We start from the raw sequence: 18,194 nt of genomic DNA, 5'->3' as shown, positions 1-18,194 counted from the left end.
CGAAATCCAAGCGACTGACTTCGCTGACAAAGGACAACCGGGGCACGGGCCCTCCCCTTTGTCGTCTGAAGCGCCGCGCACGCACAGTCCACCCCCAGCCTGCCACTCTGTACGGCCAGCCTCAGGGGGCAGGTCGAGAGACAGCACTGCCGTCCCCCACAGAAACCCCGGTGCGCATGGTGTGCAGAGTGCTGATAGTTGCTCCATGGATGCGATTGACGCTGCGCGTGCCGTTGTAGAGGAACACCACCCTGACGCCCGGGCTGCGTTCCTCGGGGGCAGCGTCGTGACGAGCCGCCGCACGGCGATGTCGGACCTCGACATCGTGGTACTGCTCCACGGAGCCCCAGCCCCGTACAGGGCGAGCCTCCGGACCGACGACTGGCCGGTGGAACTGTTCGTGCATACCGAAGCGACGTGGCACTCGTACGTCGAGCGGGAATTACGCAAGCGCCGGTCACCGCTGCTCTGGATGTGTGCCGACGGGCTGCTGCTCTTCGACACCGATGGAGTCGGGGCGCACCTCGCCGCTGAGGCCCGGAAGCTGACCGCTGCGGGGCCACCCATGGCGTCGGCTGAAGAGATCGACGACTGCCGCTACGCGATCACCGACCTGCTCGACGACCTCGCGGGGAGCACCGACCAGAACGAGCGGTTGTTCATCGCCACCGAACTGGTGCGACGAACCGGAGAGTTGGCATTGACCATCGGCGGGTCCTGGGGTGGAGGCGGAAAGTGGCTGGCACGCCGTCTGGAGACCACGGCACCGGGACTCAGCATGCGCCTGCACCATGGCCTACGTGAGGTACTGGAGGGGCGGACAGAGCCCCTCGTGGCCGTCGTGGACGAGGTGCTGGCGCAGGTCGGCGGCCGGTTCTGGGCCAGCTACAAGCGCGGTGGAACTCCATGAAGGAGTTTGCCGTCGGGCGCGAGGCCGGGTTAGGGAGCCGTCGTGCGTCACGCACGTCTGCTCCCAGGGCTCCAGCGCAGGTCACGGCAGCGCGGCAGTGTCCGCCGATCGACGGCACACATGCCCGACGCCGCATCCTGGCAGGTCCCCGGACGCTGTCGGCTCGCCTCGGCCTTCCCGCTCCAGATCCAGATCCAGATCCAGGTTACTGAGAGCATGGACACGTGAGTGCTGACGAATTGGGGCGCTGGGTGCCGGACAGCCCCGAAGAAGTCGCCAAGGTGTTCGCCAAGGCGGCCTTCCCCTGGTGGATCGCCGGCGGATACGCGATCGAGCTCGCGGTCGGTCGTGAGCTGCGTCCGCACGCCGATGTGGACGTCCTGGTCCTCCGCCGCGACCAAGCCCTCGCCCGTAACCTCCTGGCCGGCTGGGACCTGTACGTAGCGGACCCACCCGGCCAGGGACAGCTACGACCGTGGCGTTCCGGGGAGGCGCTGCCCCCACCGCTTCACGACATCTGGTGTCGGCGCACGCCAGTGGCACCCTGGTCGGTGCAGCTCATGCTGGACGAGGCTGAGGGCGACCAATGGGTCTCGCGGCGCGCCCCGCAGATCCAGCTTCCTATCGAGCGGTTGGGGCGGACGAGCCCGACCGGGACTCCCTACCTGGCGCCCGAGGTGCAGCTCTTCTACAAGGCGAAGGCCACCCGGGCCAAGGACGAGACCGACTTCGAAGCGGTGCTGCCGCTGCTGAACGCGCCGCAACGCGCCTGGCTGGCGGACGCGATCCAGGTAGTCGCGCCAGACCACCCCTGGCGAACTCGGCTTCTGCCGGCCAGCCGAACGTGAGAAGCGGGACGTCGTAGAGTCGGGGCTCCCGGGGACCGAGTCATGGTGAGAGATGTAACCTCCACAACCAGCAGCTCGCTGAAGAACGGGCCCCTGGCTGCGGAGGTGGCTGGCCCAGCCGTCGGCCGAATCGTGCGACGGGGCGCCCGAGCCGAACGACTCGACGTTGGTGGCGTCCTCGTCGTCCCTCGCCGGGTGAGCGTCGAGAAGTTGTCTGGTTCTCGTTTCCGTCCCGTCCGTGCCCGCCCGCCGGCCACCGGGCGCTGTGAGCTCACGCCTCGGCGGCAATGGCCCGCGAGGCCAGGGGCAGGCTGATCCCGGCCTGCGAGTCCCTGCGTGAGGCGGCCGTGTAGCTCTACTGGATTGCAGGCGCGGTCGCGCTCTACCTATCCTTCCGGGCAACGCGTTGACGGAGACGAGTAGCCAGGGATCACGCGAGCCGAGAGAGCCGCCGGTAGCTGTGAAGGCGGTATCGCGTCCCGAGGTGAAGACCCTCCTGAGCGCGGGGAGGAACGACCCCGCCTAGTGGTCCAATGCCCCGCCGGCCGGCCCCCGTCACCGGGCCTGAACGAGGTCGCCACCTGGTGGCGGCGAAAGTGCGGTGGCACCGCGAGTTGCCCTTCTCGCCCGCACTCCCAAGGGGTCATGACGACGTCCTTCGGAGGACCGAAATGATCCACAGCCGCGTACACGTCTCCGACCTGCGAGAACACGTCGGCAAAACCGTTTCCGTCTGCGGGTGGGTGAACACTCTCCGCCTGCAGCGCAAGATGCAGTTCGTCATTGTGCGGGACAGCACCGGCATGGCGCAGGTGACCCATAAGCGCAACGACGGACCCCTGGAAGCCCAGCTCGAAGCTCTCACCCCCGAGTCCGCCGTCCGTATCACCGGCCGCGTCGTCGACGCCGCCCAGGTGAAGCTCGGCGGCCTGGAGATCGTCCCCGAGACGGTCGAGGTCCTGAACCTGGCCGCCACGCCGCTGCCCATCGACGAGCACACCGGCCTGGAGCAGCGACTGGACTGGCGGTTCCTCGACGTACGCCGCCGTCCTGCCACCCAGCTGAAGTTCGCCGTGCAGACCACCCTGGAACAGGGGATGCGCGAGTACGCCTACGCGCAGGACGCCACCGAGATGCACACCCCCAAGCTCATGGGCACCGCCTCGGAGTCCGGCGCAGAGGTCTTCAAGCCCCATTACTTCGACCGCAGCGCCTACCTCGCGCAATCGCCGCAGTTCTACAAACAGATGGCGATCTCGGCCGGCATCGACAAGGTCTTCGAGATCGGCCCGGTCTTCCGTGCCGAGCCGTCGTTCACCTCACGGCACGCCACCGAGTTCACCGGCGTCGACGTGGAGCTGGCCTGGATCGACAGTGTCGAGGACGTGATGGCGTTCGAGGAGCAGATGCTCGCCCACGCGATCTCCAAGGTCGCCGACGCGCACGGCGAGGCGATCGCCGAGCACTTCGGCGTCGAGGTCACCGTCCCCACGACCCCCTTTCCGCGCATCACCATGGCCGAGGCGCACGAGATCCTGCGCAAGGGCGGCTGGGACCCGGAGGGGGTCAAGGAGGACCTGGACCCGGAGGGCGAGCGGAGTATCTCGGCACACATCAAGGAGGCCACCGGGCACGAGTTCGTGTTCATCACGCACTACCCGGTCGGCATCCGGCCCTTCTACCACATGCGGCCAGCTCACGACCCGAGCGTGACCTTGAGCTTCGACCTGCTGTGGAAGGGCTTGGAGGTCACCACAGGTGCCCAGCGTGAGCACCGGTACGACGTGCTGCTGAAGCAGGCCGCCGAGAAGGGCATGAGCCCCGAGCCACTGCAGGACTACCTGAACGCGTTCCGATACGGGTGCCCGCCGCACGGCGGGCTCGGCATGGGACTCGGGCGGGTGCTGATGGTGATGCTCGGCCTGGACTCGATCCGCGAGGCGACCTTCCTCTTCCGCGGCCCCAACCGGCTCACCCCGTAACCGGCCGCCGGTCGCGTCCCACGGCCCGGGGCCAGCGCCTCGTGGCCGTGGGACGCGATCAGGGGCAACCAGGTCGGCTCAGGAAAGCGTCCCAAGGCGTACACCTCGTCAGCACCACAGAGGCCGTCGGTAGCTCCGACGGTTGAGCGCGGCGCAGTGCGTGACGATCCGCTCCGTTTCTGTATGCGAACCACACGCCAGCTGATCAGCCCAAGCCCGTCATGCCAGCCAAACGAGCAAGAACGGTCCCAAGCCATGCCAGTTAGTTCTCTGGGGCTACCGTGCCTCGCATGCGCGATGTCCAGTACACGAGCCGTGGCGTGCCGCTTGAGGCGTACGAGCTCACCCGGCGCGATCACCGGTGGCAAAGGATCTGGAGGGCATCCAGCAAGCCGCACACGAGGAGGTCGACAGACACCTGAAAGAGGTCTACGCGGACCCCGAGTTGACGGCCGCTCACCACGAGCAGCTCACGAAGGTATGGAAGCTCATCCAGTCGTCCAAGACGCCACCCCACAGAATCATGCCGTGGCGTGTGCGGCTCTACTGCGGGCACATCGTCATGACCTCGTGTCACGCGGAGAACGACAAGCCGCCCCGCTCTACGAAGTGCCCTGAATGCCGCAAAGGCCCGTCAAGGATCGTTGCGTTCGAGCCGATCGGCCTCGCTGGCGAACCTCCGAATTCCCAAACTGCGACACCATCGGCGCCGAGGAAGTCCAGCCGAGCGGAGCTGGAACGGCGCATCGCTGCCCTCGAAGAAAAGAATCAACGCCTACGAGACGAACAGGCGATCTGAAACGCGTACCCGGTCAGCTCACGTCAGGCCAGTAGAACCTGGAGATCTCCAGGGACCGCTGCCCCCACTGGTCGACCTTATCCTTCGGCTCGACCAAGTAGGGCCCCCACATCGCCCCGGCCGCCAGCGACGTGACGCCCGGCACCTGCTCGGCGATCACGTGCACCGAGGCTCCGGCCTCGGCGAGAACGACGGCGGTGGTGAGCCCTGCCACCCCAGCCCCGACGACGACAACGCGCTCCCCTGCGGTCATGATCCCGACCCTAACGGCCAGGTGGCGTCGAGGGGGCATGTTCGGCGAGGGCATGCTCCAGGACCGGCAGGAAGCTGTGCACATGGGAGTTGCGCTGTCGGCGGCGCAGGTCTGCCGCGAGCTGGTGGAGCAGGGCCGCGCTGCGAGGCGAGCGCACGACGTCGAGGCGGTCAGCGACGATCTGGCCGACCTCGCAGGCGGCCTCCAGGTCACCATGGGCGCTGTGGCCCAAGGCCAGCCAGGCCCCTTCGAACATGGCCCTGCGCTGGCTGGGGTCGCCGCGCGGCACGTCGTACGCCCCAGTCCGGAGCATCTCCGCCCCTTGGGCGAGAAAGCGCCGCGCCCTTGTGCCGCCGTCCGCCTTGAGCTGGGCGCGGCCCATCTGGATGAGGCCGTAACCGGCCTGGCAGTCCAGGTGGTTGTCGGTGAGGAAGTACATCCAGCGAGGCTCCTCCCGGCCGTCGTCTCGGCTGGTGATCAGGTCGCGGGCGGCTCCACGGGTGTGGGCGAAGTCATTGTCACGGCCTGCGTCCCGCCCCCCGTCAGCACCGCCTCCGCTGCGACACCCGAAACACCAGAGGCGAGCAGGGCGCCGATGACCGCGACCCCTGCGACGAACGCGTGGCCGCCCGGGTGATCAGAAGGTACAGCGCGACGGCGGCCGCAGCCACAGCGACTGCGCCCACGATCTGGGACGAGGGTATTCCGGCGAGAACGGGCACGACTCCGGCGCTCACGATCAAGCCCGCACCCACAAACCCCTCGGTCACCAGCCACAGCGGAAGGGAGCCCCCGTACTCGGCGGGACCGAGCAGCCGGTCGACCAGTCGCTTCCTCGCCCTTACGTTTAGAGGTCGGATCATGACCGAGTACGCCCGCCGGCACCCGCGGGCCGCACGCGCCCTCTGCCGCTACATGGGATTCCCGGTCGACGGCAGCGAGAGCGCCTACCGGGCGGCGGGTGAGCAGATCCCGTTCGTCCGGCTGGAAGCCACAGACATCTGACGCGCCTCACGGCTGCGCGGAGGACGGAGGGTTCGAGGTCTGAGGTCGCGGCGAGTTGGTCCACTCGTCGTACGCGGGCGGGCTCCAGGTGGGAGTGGAGGGGGGTGCGAAGGGCCCCACGCGGTACTCCATCATCACCATCATCACGATGGCGAAGACCACGCTGGCGATGATCAGGAAGAGACCGACGGGATTGTTCGGGTTGTAGTAGTAGCGGTTCGTCCCCCACGTGCTCCTCTTGAAAACGGGCTCGTCGTCGTTGTTCACAAGCTGCTCCCAGGTGGTCGGGTGCCGAAGTAGGCGGTCGGGCGCCGAGGCCGTCAACGGAAGTGCGCGAGCACCGTGGCGGCAGTGACCGTCCCCAGCAGGCGCGGGCGGTCGTCGCCGTCGTACTGGACGACCGCGACGACGGGGCTGCCGGTCCTGGCCATGACGGCGGACATCTGCAGCAGCGAGGCATGAGGGCTGACGATCGCGAGGGCGGCACGGCGCCGGGGCAACACGTCTGCGACCGTCAACGTGGTCATGTGCGCGCGTACTTCGTGATCGAGGCGGTCGGTCACGACGCTGGCCCGCAGGTGGTCGTCGCGCACCGCCTCGGGCAGGGTTCCGGCCAGGATGTGATGGCCTTCCAGGATCGCGAAGGGGTGCCCCTCCCCGGTCACCACCACGATCGCCGCCGCGCCCTCGTCGGCCAGCATCTCGACGGCACGGAGCACCGACTCGTCGGCGGACAGTGCGGCGCACCGCCGGGCGAGGTCACGTGCGCGCACTGGCACCCGCTTCCCCGGCGGCGGCCTCCGAGCGAGCCGGTGTCCGCTCGCCGCCGGCCTCGACGATGTCGTCGACGTGGAAGAGGCGGGCGATGGGTACATCGGTGCTGCTGTGGGCGATGATCGAGAAGGCGATGCAGACGGCGATGAGGGTGTACGCCTCCTTGCCCTGCGGGATCCCGGCCTGGAGCACGAGCAGGCCGTAGACGACCGAGGCGAAGCCCTTCGGACCGAACCAGGCCGCGACCAGCTTCTCCCGGCGGTCGATCCGCGTCCCCCAAAGCGAGATCAGCAGCGACGCGGGCCGGATGAGCACGATCGCCAGGACCACCGCCACGTACCCGCCGATGGACAGATCGCCGAAGAGCTGCGGGGTGAGCAGCGCGCCGAACACGAGCAGGGCGGCGAACTTGGCGAGCTCCGCCAGCGACTCCCCCAGCGGCTCGAACGCCTGCTGAGACTCCGGCGACACGGCAGCCAGCACGGCACCCGCGGAGAATGCCGCCAGGTACGGGTTGGCGTGCGTCAGGTGGCAGACGGAGTACAGAATCACGCCGGTCGCCAGAGGCAGCAGCGGCTGGAGCTTGGGCTCCGCTCCCAGCAGCCGGAACCGTGCGAGACCGTTGACGAGCAGCGGGAGCAGCACACCGAAGAGCAGGCCGAGGCCGAGCTCCAGTGCGATCTTTCCGAAGGACGCCTCCGCATGGCCGGCGGTCGGCCCGGCTGCGGCGATGAGGATCAGCACCACGGGCAGAGCCAGACCGTCATTGATCCCGCTCTCGACGTTCAGCAGCTCGCGCAGCCGGGCGGGAACCTCCTTGCGGCCCACGATCGCCGACGCGAAGACGGGGTCGGTCGGTGCCAGCACCGCCCCGACCAGGAACGACGTCGTCCAGTCCAGTCCGACAAGGTAGTGCGTGATCAGCGCCATGCCCACACAGGCGAGCGGCATGCCGAGGCCGAGGGCCCGTGCAGGGTTACGCCAATGGGCCCGCAGCTTGGCGAAGGAGACGTGCATGCCGTCGGTGAACAGCACCGCGAAGAGGGCGAGGTCGGCGGTGACCGACACGATCTCGCTCTCGGGCGAGATGTGGATCAGTCCCAGGACCCCGTCGCTGACCAGCGCCCCGCCGAGCAGGAAGAGCAGTGAGGTGGACAGCACGGTGCGGGCGGCGAGCCCGGACAGCAGGACCGCGACGAGCAGCGCGGCCCCGAAAACGGCGACGAGCACCATGGCGGAAGTCCCCCGATCGGCAGAAAGAAGACACGTGTCCCTTGTTTGCCGACCAGGCTTCCCGGCACTCCGCCACGGACCTTACACGGTTCTCATGCCACATTGACAGGTCCCTGACGCGCACCCGGCCGCCCTCTTGGTTGCCGATTTCCGTGCGCTCCTCTTCCTCGTACAGGCGCTTGCAGACGCGGTTGCGGCGGCGCAGGAGGACGCCCGCGAGAGCGGCGGCGATCAGGGAGCCGACGAGGACGGCGGCCTTGATGTGTTCGGCTGTGGCTGGGTCGGGGAACGCGAGTTCTCCGATGAGGAGGGGGACGGTGAAGCCGATCCCGGCCAGGCTGGCGAGCCCGAACACGTCGGCCCAGGCGAGGTCGGGATTGATCGTCCCTTGGTGAAGCGCGCGGCAAGGTAGGCGCCGAGGAAGATGCCGAGCATCGTGCCGACGATGAGGCCGACGACGACGTCGAGGGGTTCGGGATCGGTGAAACACTCGGGTCAGGGCGGGGCCCGAGACGGTGACGCCGGCGGCGAAGAGCGCGAAGAGAGGGACGGCGACACCGGCCGAGAACGAGTGGGCGAGGTGGGAGACGCGTGCCCCTGGCGATGCCTTCTCGCCCTTGTCGCGGGTGGTACGGAGGATGAGGCCCATGGCGACGTCGGCGACGGTGGCGTGGACGCCGGAGTTCTACATCAGTGCCCAGGTGGCGATGACGGGAAGCGCGGCGGTGGCGGGAGTGCGCAGTTCACCGACGACGAGTTCGCGCTTCAGCTCGATGCCCGCCACCAGGAAGAAGACCGCGAGGAGGCCGTCGGCCGTCCAGTGCCCGACCGACAGGTCCGGGCCCAGGGCGGGGATGCCGAAGTGGAAGTCCCGGACGGACTCGTACACCTCGCTCCATGGGCTGTTCGCCCACACCAACGCGACGACGGCGGCGGCGAGAAGGACGAGTCAGCCGGCGCTTCAGGCGTCCCCGCGCGGGTCCGACGGCGGTGCCGGTCAAGCTCGAACATGCCGAGCAGGGCGGTGGCGGCGTTCAGCGGGAACGCGACGGCCTCCGCGACCGAGGTGATGCCCCAGGCGCGGCTGATGCTCGCCGCCAGCGCGCCGCACAACAGCAGAGTCGGCAGCGCCCGGCGCCACAGGGGGAGCTGGGTGAGCCTCCAGGCCCGTACGCACAGAGTGATGTTGAACAACAGGAAGGCAAGCGCGAAGAGGGCGAGGAACAGCAGGGTGAGCGGCATGGCCGGGAGCTCCAGGGGCAGGCGGGACCTGTGCCGACCAGACTTCCCGGCTCGCCGGCGCACGATCCTACTCACCGGCTAGGGAAGTTCGGTGAACGCCTCCACCGCATGGGTCCTTCCGGTGACGACGATGATGTCGCCCTTCTCGACGACCGTCTCGGCGGTCGCATAGGTGAAGTCCTCGCCCGGTCCGTCGTCTGGTCCGCGCGGGCGTCTCCGTGTTTCGTGATCGTGGGAGCGCACGACACCCTTCTGCCCTCTGCTCCGCTGAGTCGTGCCGCAGGACACCTGCTCGTGCCGAGCTCCACGTGGTCGACGACGCCGGGTACCTGATCCTGGACGAGGCGATGGATCGCGTCGTCCAGGTCGTGTCGGAGGCGCTGGGCGCGTGTTAGCGGCATCAAGAGCGCGTAAAGACTGCCGGACTCCGGCAGTGAACTCCTGTGCGGTTCGGTGGGAGCATCCCTCGACGGCGGAAATGGCACCGCGTCCGCGGGTACGAACCGAGGGGACATGGATATGGCTTGGTTTCTCGGTCTCGGCATCGTCGGACTTGTGCTGCTCGTCCTGAGCCTGGTCTTCGACGGGGTGTTGGAGGGGGTCCTCGACGGACTCGGCGGGGGACTGGACGGGTTTCTGTCGTTGCCGGTGATCGCCGGGTTCGTGTCGGCGCTCGGATTCACGGGAGCCATCACGATGGGCGTCACCGGTACGGGGGCGGGGGTCGCTACCGGTGCGGGCGTGGCCGCGGGGGTCGTCGTGGCCTGGCTGACAGGGAAGTTCAGCCGGGCGCTGATGCACGACGGGGCCGCGCCCGCGCCGAGGGGCGAAGACCTGGCGGGCACGTCGGGTGCCGTGGTGACGGCGATCCCGGCGGACGGGTACGGCGAGGTCCTGCTGTACCTGGGCGGCCAGCCGGTGAAGTACGCGGCGAAGGCGTCCGGCCCGGTTCCGCGAGGCGCTGAGGTATGGGTCGAGTCGGTGCTCTCACCGACCTCGGTCGCCGTGCGGCCCGTCGAGCGCTGACCGCTCCCTCCACCTGATCTGATTCTTCCGCTCCACTCTCAAGGGATACGCGTCATGAGCCCTGTACTCACCGCTGTGGTGGGCATCGTCCTACTCGTCGTTCTCCTCGGTCTCGTGGTCATCACGCGCTACAAGGTCGCCGGGCCCAGCGAGGCGTTCATCATCACCGGCCGGCGGGGCAAGCAGGCCACCGATCCGGCCACCGGACGCGTCTTCACCGACAACAGCGGCCAGAAGGTCGTGGTCGGCGGTGGTGTGTTCGTCGTGCCCTTCGTGCAGCAGAAGTTCACCCTCGACCTGTCCAGCCGGCACATCCCCGTCGCGGTGCGCGGGGCCGTCACGCTGCGCGGGGTGAAGGCGAACCTGGAGGGCGTCGCGATCGTCAAGGTCGGCGGCACCGAGGACTCGATCAGGGCCGCCGCCCAGCGGTTCCTGATGCAGCAGGACGGCATCGTCGGCTTCACGCAGGAGGTTCTCTCCGGCGCCCTGCGATCCATCGTCGGTCGCATGTCGGTCGAGGACATCATCCGGGACCGGGCCGCGTTCGCCGGCCAGGTCGCCGAAGAGGCCGAGGCCAGCCTGTCCGGCCAGGGGCTCGTCCTCGACGCCTTCCAGATCCAGGACATCACCACCGAAGGCTCCTACCTGGAGGACCTCGGCCGTCCGGAGGCCGCCCGCGCCAAGCAGGAGGCGGACATCGCCGAGGCCGTCGCCCGTCGCGCTGCCGAACAGGCCAGGCTGAAGGCCGAGGAAGAGATCGCGATCGCGCAGCGGACCCTCTACCTGAAGCAAGCCGAGATCAAGGCCCAGACGGACGAGGCCGCCGCCCAGGCCAACGCCGCCGGTCCGCTCGCCGAGGCCGACCGCCAGCAGCAGATCCTCGCCGAGCAGGAGAAGGTCGCCGAGCGGCAGGCCGCACTGACCGACCGCCAGCTCGACACCCAGGTCCGTAAGCCAGCGGACGCGGCCCGCTACCAGGCCGAGCAGGAGGCCGAGGCCCGCCGCATCGCCCTGGTCAAGGAGGCCGAGGCCGACGCCCAGCGCTCCCGCCTGACCGGTGAGGGCGAGAAAGCCCACCGCGCAGCGCTCGCCGACGCCGTACGCATCGAAGGCGAGGCGGAGGCCGCGGCGATCGGGGCCAAGGGCTCCGCGGAGGCCGAGGCCATGCGGAAGAAGGCCGACGCCTTCGCCCAGTACGGCGACGCGGCCGTCCTGCAGATGCTCGTCGAGGTCCTGCCCCAGGTCGTCGCGAAGGCGTCCGAGCCGCTCGCAGCAGTGGACAAGATGACCGTCATCTCCACCGACGGGGCGAGCCAGTTGACCCGTACGGTCACCGACAACGTCGCCCAGGGCATGGAACTCCTCTCCTCCACCACCGGAATCGACCTCGCCGCCCTCCTCCAGGGCATCACCCGGGCGAAGCCGGAGGCCGCGCCGGTCCCGGCCGCCCCGAGCGCACCGGTCGAGATCACCGACTGAGACAGGAGCCCGACGGGGGGGGACGGCGTGAGAAGAAGCTTCGAGGTGCATGCGGGCCCGCAACTGTCTCTGACCACAGTGGCATTGTCCGCAGCCGCCTACACGGCCGTCCACACCTCCCGCCCCTCGGGCACGAGGGGATCCTGCTCGGTGTCGGCTTCGCGCTGCTCTTCCCGCTCCACGCCACGACGATCTTCCGCAGTATCGCGCTCGAGTTCCACGCCAGGGGCTTCGCGAGCAGCAAGGTGAACCAGTGGCGTGCCCTGAAGGCCCTGCCGCGCCGCGTGCACGCCCTGCTCGTCGGACTCGGCCCGGCCGGAGCCCTCTTGCTCACCCGGGCGTTCTCGGAGGACTCGGGCCTCCAGGCGACCGACACCGTCCAGGGTCGCTACTACGCGGTCGACACCTCCGACTCGGAGCGTCCGAGGGTCGATGTCACCAGAGGTCAGTACGAGGCGCTCAGCAAGCAGGGCCAGCGGAGCATGCTGGTGATCTACGGCCTCATCGCGACCGGCGGAGGCGCGGTGACACCCCAGATGGAGGTCTCCGGCCCCGACGAGGCCGCCGGAGAGGTGACGTTCAGCGGCGTCGGCGAGTTCCTGGAGCAGGTGCGGCCGGGTGATCACGTCGCGGGCACGATCTGGCGGGGCGAGATCATCGTGCTGTTCGCGGCCCTCCTCGTCGCCGGACACCCCCAGTCGAGGGCCGTACCGTCTCGGAAGCGTTCCACCCAGGAGCCTGGCGCGTCCTCGCCCTCGACACGGCCTCCCCCGCCGCCCGCCGCCCCGACCTCGCCTCCACCCACCACGACGGCGAACAGCCACAACTCCTGTGGGACCTCCACCCCGGCTACGTCCTACGCCCGGAGGACCGCGTCGTCATCGCCGCCACCCGCCGCGGCCTCGCCGAGCTACTGGGGAGACAGCCCGCAGGGCATGGCTCCTGAGACGTAGTCAGCGGGACGCGGGGGCATGTCCTCGGACCGGGAGCTGTGGGGCGCGCTCCCGGCGCACAGCTCGGACCGGACCAGCACCGCGTCGCCATCCGGGGCGTGAAGCGCCCCGCGGTGGCGACGTGCTCGGAGCGGGCTGAGTTCGAAGGCCAACCGCCCCAGCGCGACAAGGGTGCCCTGCCCGAAGACGAAGATCAGCCACCACCCGACATCCCAGTACCAGTTCTCGGCCCAGGGCTGTGTGATCAGCAACGTCCCGATGAGGTGCGAGACAGCGACGACGATGCCCCTCCGCCGCTGCCGGGGGAAGAGGCACGGCAGCAACGCCCAGAGCGCGGAAGCCAGGACCAGCCAGGGGGCGAAGAACGGCAGACCGGACATGACGGGCCTCGGCATCGAGTAGAGAGCGAAGTCCGGCTACCGTCGCACCCGCGGGCCCGCGGTACCAGCTCGGCTGGACATCGCCCGGATCACGATGCGAACCTGCCCGCCAGCTGCTGTCGACCGCCAACTCACCCCATGCCGGCGATTGGCCAAGGCCACGGCTCGCCTACGCCAGTTCGGCGGCGCCGAAGGAGACGTCGAAGCGGTCGCACCAGATGGCGACGCTGGTGAGGCCGGTCAGGTCGGTGTCCGCGGGGACGGCGTAGTTCTGGTCTCCCTTGTTGCCCTTCAGCTTGCCCAGGCTGACGTACTTCCCGTCATCGAAGACGTGCCAGCCCGACTTGCCATCCTTGACGGGGGCGTCGGTCAGCCAGACGCGCAGGTCGGGACCATTGCTGGTGTCCAGGTTCTCCAGGCGCACCGTGTGCGAACCGTCGGCCAGCCGGATGAGCTTCACCGTCCCGGTGGTCGCGTGCTCGTGGCTGATCAAGGAGCCCTGAGAGACCGTCCGCGGCCCCTCCTCCGTCGGATACGGGGACATGGAGGTGGACGGCTGCCCGGACGTCGTCGGCTCCGGCCCTGCCGAGGTCGGAGCCACGCTCGGAAGTGCTTCTTCGACCGTCTCGTTCTGCCACAGCTTCCACGGCTGGAACCAGTAGAGCCCGACGCCCGCGAGGACGATCACCACTATCAGCCCGCCCGCCAGCAACAGCCCACGCCGTCTGCCGCCCTGCCTCATGATCATTCCCTCCCGGGTCTTCGCCTGTCCCCGACATTGAACGATGCCGGACGCGCGGTCGGCCACTCCTCGACGGATGACAAAAGTCTTACCTTCATCCGTACGCCCTCCGGCCGGCCTCCAGGTCTGGGCACGACGGCACCGCACGATGCTTGAACAGGAGGGTAAGACGGCATGGTTCGCGGCCCGTTAGGGGCGACCGTCCCCTGTTACGGCCCTCGACCTCATCGCGTGGCGAGGAGACGGTCCAACACGCGCACCGGCGAGCGCGGGCCCATGACGCGGCGGGCGTCGAGGGCCGTCTCCCACTGGTCGGTCAGGCCGGCGAGGAGGCGGCGGCGCATGCCGGGAGTCACGTGTGTGTATCGGGCCGACACGGACCCGTCGAGGTGGCCCATCCGGTCGTCCATGAGGACCTTCTCCGTGCCGAGGTCCTCCACGAGGGTTCGGCGGGAGTGACGCAGGCCGTGCGGTGTGAGGCCCGTGGCGATGGGGAGCCAGCAGGCGTCGGCCCGTTGGCTCGCATTGCGGCGCCCGCCTTCTCGGCGGCACCTGCGGTATCGCCGGTACCTTCTCCACTCTCGGCGACCTCAGCCGCTTCCTCCGCCACATGCTCGCCCCGACGCAGGCCGCCTTCGGCCTGGGCGGCTGCCGCGCCGATGAGGACCAGCTCGGCGCAGGGCCTCCGCTGAAGTGGTAGGTGTTCACCGCCACACGCACCGGCCCGGCGAGCAACACTGTGAGTAGGCGGACACCGCACTGATCCGATCACCGGGAGCGCCCCGAGGGCCTGTGGCTCAGGCGGAGGACCGCCGGCTTCAGCCATGGGAGACGGCGATGAACGGATCGGTACGGATCGGACGCGTTCTCGGCGTGCCGCTGCGCGTCCACTGGACCGTGCCCCTGCTCGTGGTCCTCTTCGGATACAGCCTGGGAAGTCAGACGCTTCCCGTCTGGCTTCCGGACCGGTCGAACGCCACATATACAGTCGCCGGCCTGGTGGGGGCCCTGCTGCTCATCGGAAGCCTGCTGGCTCATGAGGCCGCGCACGCGATCATCGCCCGGAGGAAGGACATCCCTGTGCAGGACGTCACGCTCTGGGCGCTGGGCGGGATGACGCAGATGGGCAAGCCGCGCACGGCCGGCGCTGCCTTCCTGGTAGCCGTCGGCGGGCCGCTCACCAGCCTTGTCGTCGGGGCAGCGGCGCTCGGTGCAGGTGTGGGGCTGAACGCGCTGTTCGGCTGGGCGGTGCCGGCGGCCGTCCTGGTGTGGCTGGCAGGGGTGAACTTCTTGCTGGGAGTGTTCAATCTGCTGCCCGCCGCGCCGCTCGACGGAGGGCGTGTGGTGCAGTCGGTGATCTGGTGGCGTACCGGAGACCGGGACCGGGCCGAACGCGCAGCCGCACGCAGTGGGCAGGTACTCGGCTTCCTACTGATCGCCGGCGGCTGGCTCTCCGTCCTGCGCGGCGCACTGGGCGGTCTGTGGCTGACGGTCATCGGCTTCTTCGTCCTCATCGTCGCCAACGCGGAACGACGGCAGGCCGGCATGGCCACAGCCCTGCACGGCGTACGAGCGGCCGACGTCATGTCCAGCCCCGTGGAGACCTGCCCCGACTGGCTCACCGTGGAACGCTGCGTCGAGGACGTCGCGATGTCGGCCCGCCATTCCGCCCTGCCCCTGACCGACTTCGAAGGCCGCCCCAGCGGCCTGGTCGACCTGGCGCAATTCGCGAGGATCCCCATGACACAGCGCAGGGAACTGCGAGCACGCGACCTGGCGACCCCGCTCTCGCAATGCACCACCTGCGCGCCGGACGACCTGCTGGAAGACGTCCTCGAAAGGGCCCGCCCGAGCAGGAGCGGCATACGGATCCTCGTCACCGACGGTCAACTCCTGGTGGGCATCATCACCGGACGCGACATCGGCCGGCTCGTCCAGCGCCACTCACTTCGCGGTACGCACAGCGGTCCGAACAACAACGCGGACAACGGATGAACCCGGGTGGTCGTCAACCGGTGGGGCGCGGCTCCGCCGGGATCACCGGCTGCGGCGGCGAGCATGGCGGCGTGATCAAGTAGCCGCTCATCGAGGAAGTCGTCCTACGCAAGGGCACGGCAGTGGAACCGGCCCGCTCGGCGCCCGCCAGCAACCCGAAGACCAGGGCTTCCGGAAGGCGAACCTGCGCTACGACGGCCGCTGGACCCCGATGCTCACCCGCGCTGACCCTCTCCGCGATAGCCGGGCATGCTGGCTGTGGGCTTCCTGCCGCTGCGTCAAGTCTGGCCGGACCGCTGGCGCCAAGAGGGGCGCCCGTGGGTCTGGTGGGCGGCCGGAGTGCGGGCGTGAGGGGCGGTGTCGCTCTGGTGAGGAGGGCTCCGGGGTGGGCCGGTCTTTCGCGTCGAGCACGTCACCGTGCCAGCGCCGAGCTCCCGGGCGGCGGCCGACCGAACGCCGGGCCCTCCTCACCGAGGAGCATTGCACAGTGCAAAGGAGAGTTCCAGGTTTGGGAACGGCACGATGCGTCCGCCGGCCCATCGCCCCGGGTCGGCTTACTTCGGGGTCACTGCTGCTTCGCCTTCCTGGAAGGTCGCACTGTCGGATGCGCAGGGCCGTCCCGCGGCGAACCGCCTCTTCGGCGGGGTGGCGGACGAGCAGTCCCTGCCCCTCGGTGTCAGCTGCTCACACCACCACCGCGCCGGTCGTGTGGTGATCGTGCACAGCCGCCTCCTCTTCCGTCGTCAGCCCGGGTTCCGACGGCCCTGCGCCCTCGCGAGTGTGGCTTGGGCCTGATACGGGCTCGTCTCCATCTCACGCGGCAATCGCGACCACCGACAACCGGTGATGTCTGCCCCGGAGCCATGGCCGCTCCGTGCGCGACGGGCGTCGTCGCGCGTTCGAGGTTCCCGCGACCGGGCAGAATCCGGAGGAGAGGGGTCCGATCGGGTTCTGCCCGAACCTCGGAGGTGTGGTCCATGGAATGGTGGGTCTGGCTTGTACTGGTGCTCGCCGTGCTCGCCCTGTTCGCCTTCTCGGCACTGGCCATACAGGCTCGGCGCCGTAGGGGCGGAGTGATCGCCGGCGGCGCTCCCCGCCGCGGCAAGGGCAAGCTGTCATGACCGGCTGTCTTCGTGCCAGTGAGATGAGAAACAAGCCCGTGGTCACCTTGGACGGCGAGGACATCGCTCAGATCAAGGACGTCGTGCTCGACATCGATCGCGGCACCATCCGCTGCTTCACGCTCAGCGGCCGGGGAATGCTCGCCGGGCCGCTCAAACGCGTGCTGCTGTGGCAGAACGTGCACGCGCTGGGACCGGACGCCGTGATGATCCGCGACGAGTCGGCGCTGGAGGAGGACGCCGCTGCCGTACGCGAGGCGGCGGCACGGGGTGGAGGGGATGTGCTGGGGGCGCGGATGATGACCGAGGACGGCACGGATCTCGGACGGATCACGGACGTGGTCATCGAGACCGGGGAGACGGCACGGGTCATCGGCTACGAGATCGACTCCGCCGCGGAGAAGGGCCGAATGCTGCTCCTGCCTGTGATCAGGCCGTTGCCCGCCTCCGGGGAGATGGTCGTGGTACCGAGGGCCACCGTCGAGTTCACTGCCGGTGATCTCGCAGGCCTGCCTGCCTCCGTCGAGTGCCTGCGCAATCGACTCGCCCAGGAGAAGTGATGCTGTTCAGTGACGTCCGGAGCCGGAGCGTGGTCAGTGTCTCCGGCGCCGAAACCGTGGGCACGCTCGCAGCGTGCACGATAACCGCCTCCCCAGCTCGCATCGCGGGCTTTCGGCTCAAGACCAGAGGCCGGGGTGGCTATGTGCTGCCCTGGGACAACGTCCTGGCCTTCGGGGCCGACGCAGTCACCATCCGCTCTGCCGAGAATTTGCGGGCCGAGAAGGACATCGACCCCGCAGACCCGGCCCACAAGAGCCGTGAACCCCTCGGGAAGCCCGTGCTGACCGAGGGCGGCGACGGCTTGGGCACGCTCGCGGACATCGACTTCGACGAAAGGACTGGCCGGATCCGTCGGCTGGTCAGCACAGAGGCGGAGATCAGCGGTGACCAGATCCTCGGTACCGGCATCTTCGCGCTCGTCGTCGGAGCAAACTGAGCAATTCAGGCGCCTGCTCATGTCGGCCAAGAATCTCGGGACGACGCCGCAAGACCGGTGACGCCGTGACAATTCCCTGGCCGTGACAGGTTCCCCATGGGCGCCTGGTGGCCAGTCCCCGGCCATTCACCGGCGTCGCGTTGACTGGTGGGCGCACGTGCTTGTGCAGGCTGTGGGCGATGACCCACGGCAAAGCAGCCCAGAGACCGGCGCACATGGTGCGTGTTGCTGTCCCGGCGATGAGCCCGGCATTCACGCCGACCCCGCTTGTCGCACCGAGCCCAGTGGCTCACCCCTCGTTGAAGGCCCGAGCGGGCCGTCAACCACGGCCGTCCTTCCCAGTACCAGGGCCGGAGCACCCGCATCGCGGCCTGGTGTGGCAGCTTCACTGACGTTCTGCCCACCCGATGGGCCGAACCTCAGCCGCGTACGTCCAGGTGCTCGGCCATCTCGCA

At 69.0% G+C, this 18,194-nt stretch carries 19 protein-coding genes and 6 pseudogenes; 13 read left to right on the top strand and 12 right to left on the bottom strand.

Annotated features, from left to right (window positions below; genetic code table 11):
- The first annotated feature begins 205 nt into the window (after positions 1-205).
- The 4 genes from ACIQ7Q_RS07545 to ACIQ7Q_RS07530 all read left to right on the top strand — a co-directional run bounded on the left by ACIQ7Q_RS07545 (position 206) and on the right by ACIQ7Q_RS07530 (position 4,539).
- Positions 206-910, top strand: coding sequence for a nucleotidyltransferase domain-containing protein (locus tag ACIQ7Q_RS07545; RefSeq protein ID WP_403857525.1), 705 nt, complete (start codon positions 206-208; stop codon positions 908-910).
- A 224-nt stretch (positions 911-1,134) separates the two neighbouring features.
- Positions 1,135-1,758: a nucleotidyltransferase domain-containing protein gene (locus ACIQ7Q_RS07540; RefSeq protein WP_403857522.1), complete on the top strand. Its 624-nt coding sequence runs from the start codon at positions 1,135-1,137 to the stop codon at positions 1,756-1,758.
- 671 nt (positions 1,759-2,429) lie between these two features.
- Positions 2,430-3,740 carry an aspartate--tRNA(Asn) ligase gene (gene aspS, locus ACIQ7Q_RS07535; protein ID WP_403857519.1) on the top strand — a complete coding sequence of 437 codons (1,311 nt, stop codon included), beginning with the start codon at positions 2,430-2,432 and terminating at the stop codon, positions 3,738-3,740.
- Positions 3,741-4,101: 361 nt separating this feature from the next.
- A complete protein-coding gene (locus ACIQ7Q_RS07530) occupies positions 4,102-4,539 on the top strand; it encodes a hypothetical protein (protein ID WP_403857516.1) in 438 nt (145 codons plus the stop codon).
- A gap of 37 nt (positions 4,540-4,576) precedes the next feature.
- On the opposite strand, the pseudogene ACIQ7Q_RS07525 reads toward ACIQ7Q_RS07530, so the two are convergent.
- Together ACIQ7Q_RS07525 and ACIQ7Q_RS07520 are read right to left on the bottom strand one after the other, a co-directional pair.
- Positions 4,577-4,792, bottom strand: a pseudogene (locus ACIQ7Q_RS07525) (FAD-dependent oxidoreductase); the annotation flags it as partial.
- Positions 4,793-4,802: 10 nt separating this feature from the next.
- Positions 4,803-5,231, bottom strand: coding sequence for a hypothetical protein (locus tag ACIQ7Q_RS07520; RefSeq protein WP_403857513.1), 429 nt, complete (start codon positions 5,229-5,231; stop codon positions 4,803-4,805).
- Between the two features lie 422 nt (positions 5,232-5,653).
- Between ACIQ7Q_RS07520 and ACIQ7Q_RS07515 the strand changes: the two genes are divergently transcribed.
- On the top strand, positions 5,654-5,797 hold the full coding sequence (locus ACIQ7Q_RS07515) for a hypothetical protein (RefSeq protein ID WP_403857510.1): 144 nt from the start codon (positions 5,654-5,656) through the stop codon (positions 5,795-5,797).
- A 6-nt stretch (positions 5,798-5,803) separates the two neighbouring features.
- Here the strand turns inward: ACIQ7Q_RS07515 and ACIQ7Q_RS07510 are convergent, their stop codons facing one another.
- From ACIQ7Q_RS07510 to ACIQ7Q_RS07485, 6 genes and pseudogenes are all read right to left on the bottom strand, one after another.
- Entirely contained in the window at positions 5,804-6,064 is a 261-nt protein-coding gene (locus tag ACIQ7Q_RS07510) for a hypothetical protein (protein WP_403857507.1), read from the bottom strand.
- Between the two features lie 53 nt (positions 6,065-6,117).
- The gene (locus tag ACIQ7Q_RS07505) at positions 6,118-6,570 is read right to left on the bottom strand and encodes a hypothetical protein (RefSeq protein ID WP_403857504.1); all 453 of its coding nucleotides are present in this window, start codon (positions 6,568-6,570) and stop codon (positions 6,118-6,120) included.
- Positions 6,557-7,804: a cation:proton antiporter gene (locus ACIQ7Q_RS07500; RefSeq protein WP_403857501.1), complete on the bottom strand. Its 1,248-nt coding sequence runs from the start codon at positions 7,802-7,804 to the stop codon at positions 6,557-6,559. The genes ACIQ7Q_RS07505 and ACIQ7Q_RS07500 overlap by 14 nt, the downstream gene beginning before the upstream one ends.
- 262 nt (positions 7,805-8,066) lie before the next feature.
- Positions 8,067-8,453, bottom strand: a pseudogene (locus ACIQ7Q_RS07495) (Na+/H+ antiporter NhaA); the annotation flags it as partial.
- A gap of 36 nt (positions 8,454-8,489) precedes the next feature.
- Positions 8,490-8,741 (bottom strand): annotated as a pseudogene (locus ACIQ7Q_RS07490) (Na+/H+ antiporter NhaA); the annotation flags it as partial.
- Between the two features lie 383 nt (positions 8,742-9,124).
- Positions 9,125-9,289: a hypothetical protein gene (locus tag ACIQ7Q_RS07485; protein WP_403857498.1), complete on the bottom strand. Its 165-nt coding sequence runs from the start codon at positions 9,287-9,289 to the stop codon at positions 9,125-9,127.
- 276 nt (positions 9,290-9,565) lie between these two features.
- Here ACIQ7Q_RS07485 and ACIQ7Q_RS07480 point away from each other — a divergent pair, with 276 nt between their 5' ends.
- Positions 9,566-10,072 carry a hypothetical protein gene (locus ACIQ7Q_RS07480; RefSeq protein WP_403857495.1) on the top strand — a complete coding sequence of 169 codons (507 nt, stop codon included), beginning with the start codon at positions 9,566-9,568 and terminating at the stop codon, positions 10,070-10,072.
- 54 nt (positions 10,073-10,126) lie between these two features.
- Positions 10,127-11,551: a flotillin family protein gene (locus tag ACIQ7Q_RS07475; RefSeq protein WP_403857492.1), complete on the top strand. Its 1,425-nt coding sequence runs from the start codon at positions 10,127-10,129 to the stop codon at positions 11,549-11,551.
- 98 nt (positions 11,552-11,649) lie between these two features.
- Here the strand turns inward: ACIQ7Q_RS07475 and ACIQ7Q_RS07470 are convergent, their stop codons facing one another.
- Entirely contained in the window at positions 11,650-11,772 is a 123-nt protein-coding gene (locus tag ACIQ7Q_RS07470) for a hypothetical protein (protein ID WP_403857489.1), read from the bottom strand.
- Between the two features lie 438 nt (positions 11,773-12,210).
- Here ACIQ7Q_RS07470 and ACIQ7Q_RS07465 point away from each other — a divergent pair.
- A pseudogene (locus ACIQ7Q_RS07465) lies at positions 12,211-12,497 on the top strand (potassium transporter TrkA); the annotation flags it as partial.
- Here the strand turns inward: ACIQ7Q_RS07465 and ACIQ7Q_RS07460 are convergent.
- The 3 genes and pseudogenes from ACIQ7Q_RS07460 to ACIQ7Q_RS07450 all read right to left on the bottom strand — a co-directional run.
- Complete coding sequence (locus ACIQ7Q_RS07460) at positions 12,462-12,899, bottom strand: hypothetical protein (protein WP_403857486.1); 438 nt, start codon at positions 12,897-12,899, stop codon at positions 12,462-12,464. The pseudogene ACIQ7Q_RS07465 and the gene ACIQ7Q_RS07460 sit on opposite strands and share 36 nt — an antisense overlap.
- A gap of 154 nt (positions 12,900-13,053) precedes the next feature.
- Positions 13,054-13,626: a DM13 domain-containing protein gene (locus ACIQ7Q_RS07455; protein ID WP_403857483.1), complete on the bottom strand. Its 573-nt coding sequence runs from the start codon at positions 13,624-13,626 to the stop codon at positions 13,054-13,056.
- 224 nt (positions 13,627-13,850) lie between these two features.
- Positions 13,851-14,156, bottom strand: a pseudogene (locus ACIQ7Q_RS07450) (LacI family transcriptional regulator); the annotation flags it as partial.
- A 2-nt stretch (positions 14,157-14,158) separates the two neighbouring features.
- On the opposite strand from ACIQ7Q_RS07450, the pseudogene ACIQ7Q_RS07445 reads away from it, so the two are divergent.
- The 5 genes and pseudogenes from ACIQ7Q_RS07445 to ACIQ7Q_RS07425 all read left to right on the top strand — a co-directional run.
- Positions 14,159-14,266, top strand: a pseudogene (locus ACIQ7Q_RS07445) (serine hydrolase); the annotation flags it as partial.
- Positions 14,267-14,463: 197 nt separating this feature from the next.
- Positions 14,464-15,621: a site-2 protease family protein gene (locus ACIQ7Q_RS07440; RefSeq protein WP_403857480.1), complete on the top strand. Its 1,158-nt coding sequence runs from the start codon at positions 14,464-14,466 to the stop codon at positions 15,619-15,621.
- A 977-nt stretch (positions 15,622-16,598) separates the two neighbouring features.
- Complete coding sequence (locus ACIQ7Q_RS07435; protein ID WP_403857477.1) at positions 16,599-16,742, top strand: hypothetical protein; 144 nt, start codon at positions 16,599-16,601, stop codon at positions 16,740-16,742.
- A gap of 23 nt (positions 16,743-16,765) precedes the next feature.
- Entirely contained in the window at positions 16,766-17,302 is a 537-nt protein-coding gene (locus ACIQ7Q_RS07430) for a PRC-barrel domain-containing protein (RefSeq protein ID WP_403857474.1), read from the top strand.
- 29 nt (positions 17,303-17,331) lie between these two features.
- Positions 17,332-17,739 carry a PRC-barrel domain-containing protein gene (locus ACIQ7Q_RS07425; protein WP_403857471.1) on the top strand — a complete coding sequence of 136 codons (408 nt, stop codon included), beginning with the start codon at positions 17,332-17,334 and terminating at the stop codon, positions 17,737-17,739.
- Positions 17,740-18,194: the final 455 nt, after the last annotated feature.

This window comes from Streptomyces sp. NPDC096176, from assembly GCF_044763255.1.
Lineage (GTDB): Bacteria > Actinomycetota > Actinomycetes > Streptomycetales > Streptomycetaceae > Streptomyces.
Note: the sequence above shows the minus strand (reverse complement) of the source record. Positions and strands in the feature narration are given on the sequence as shown.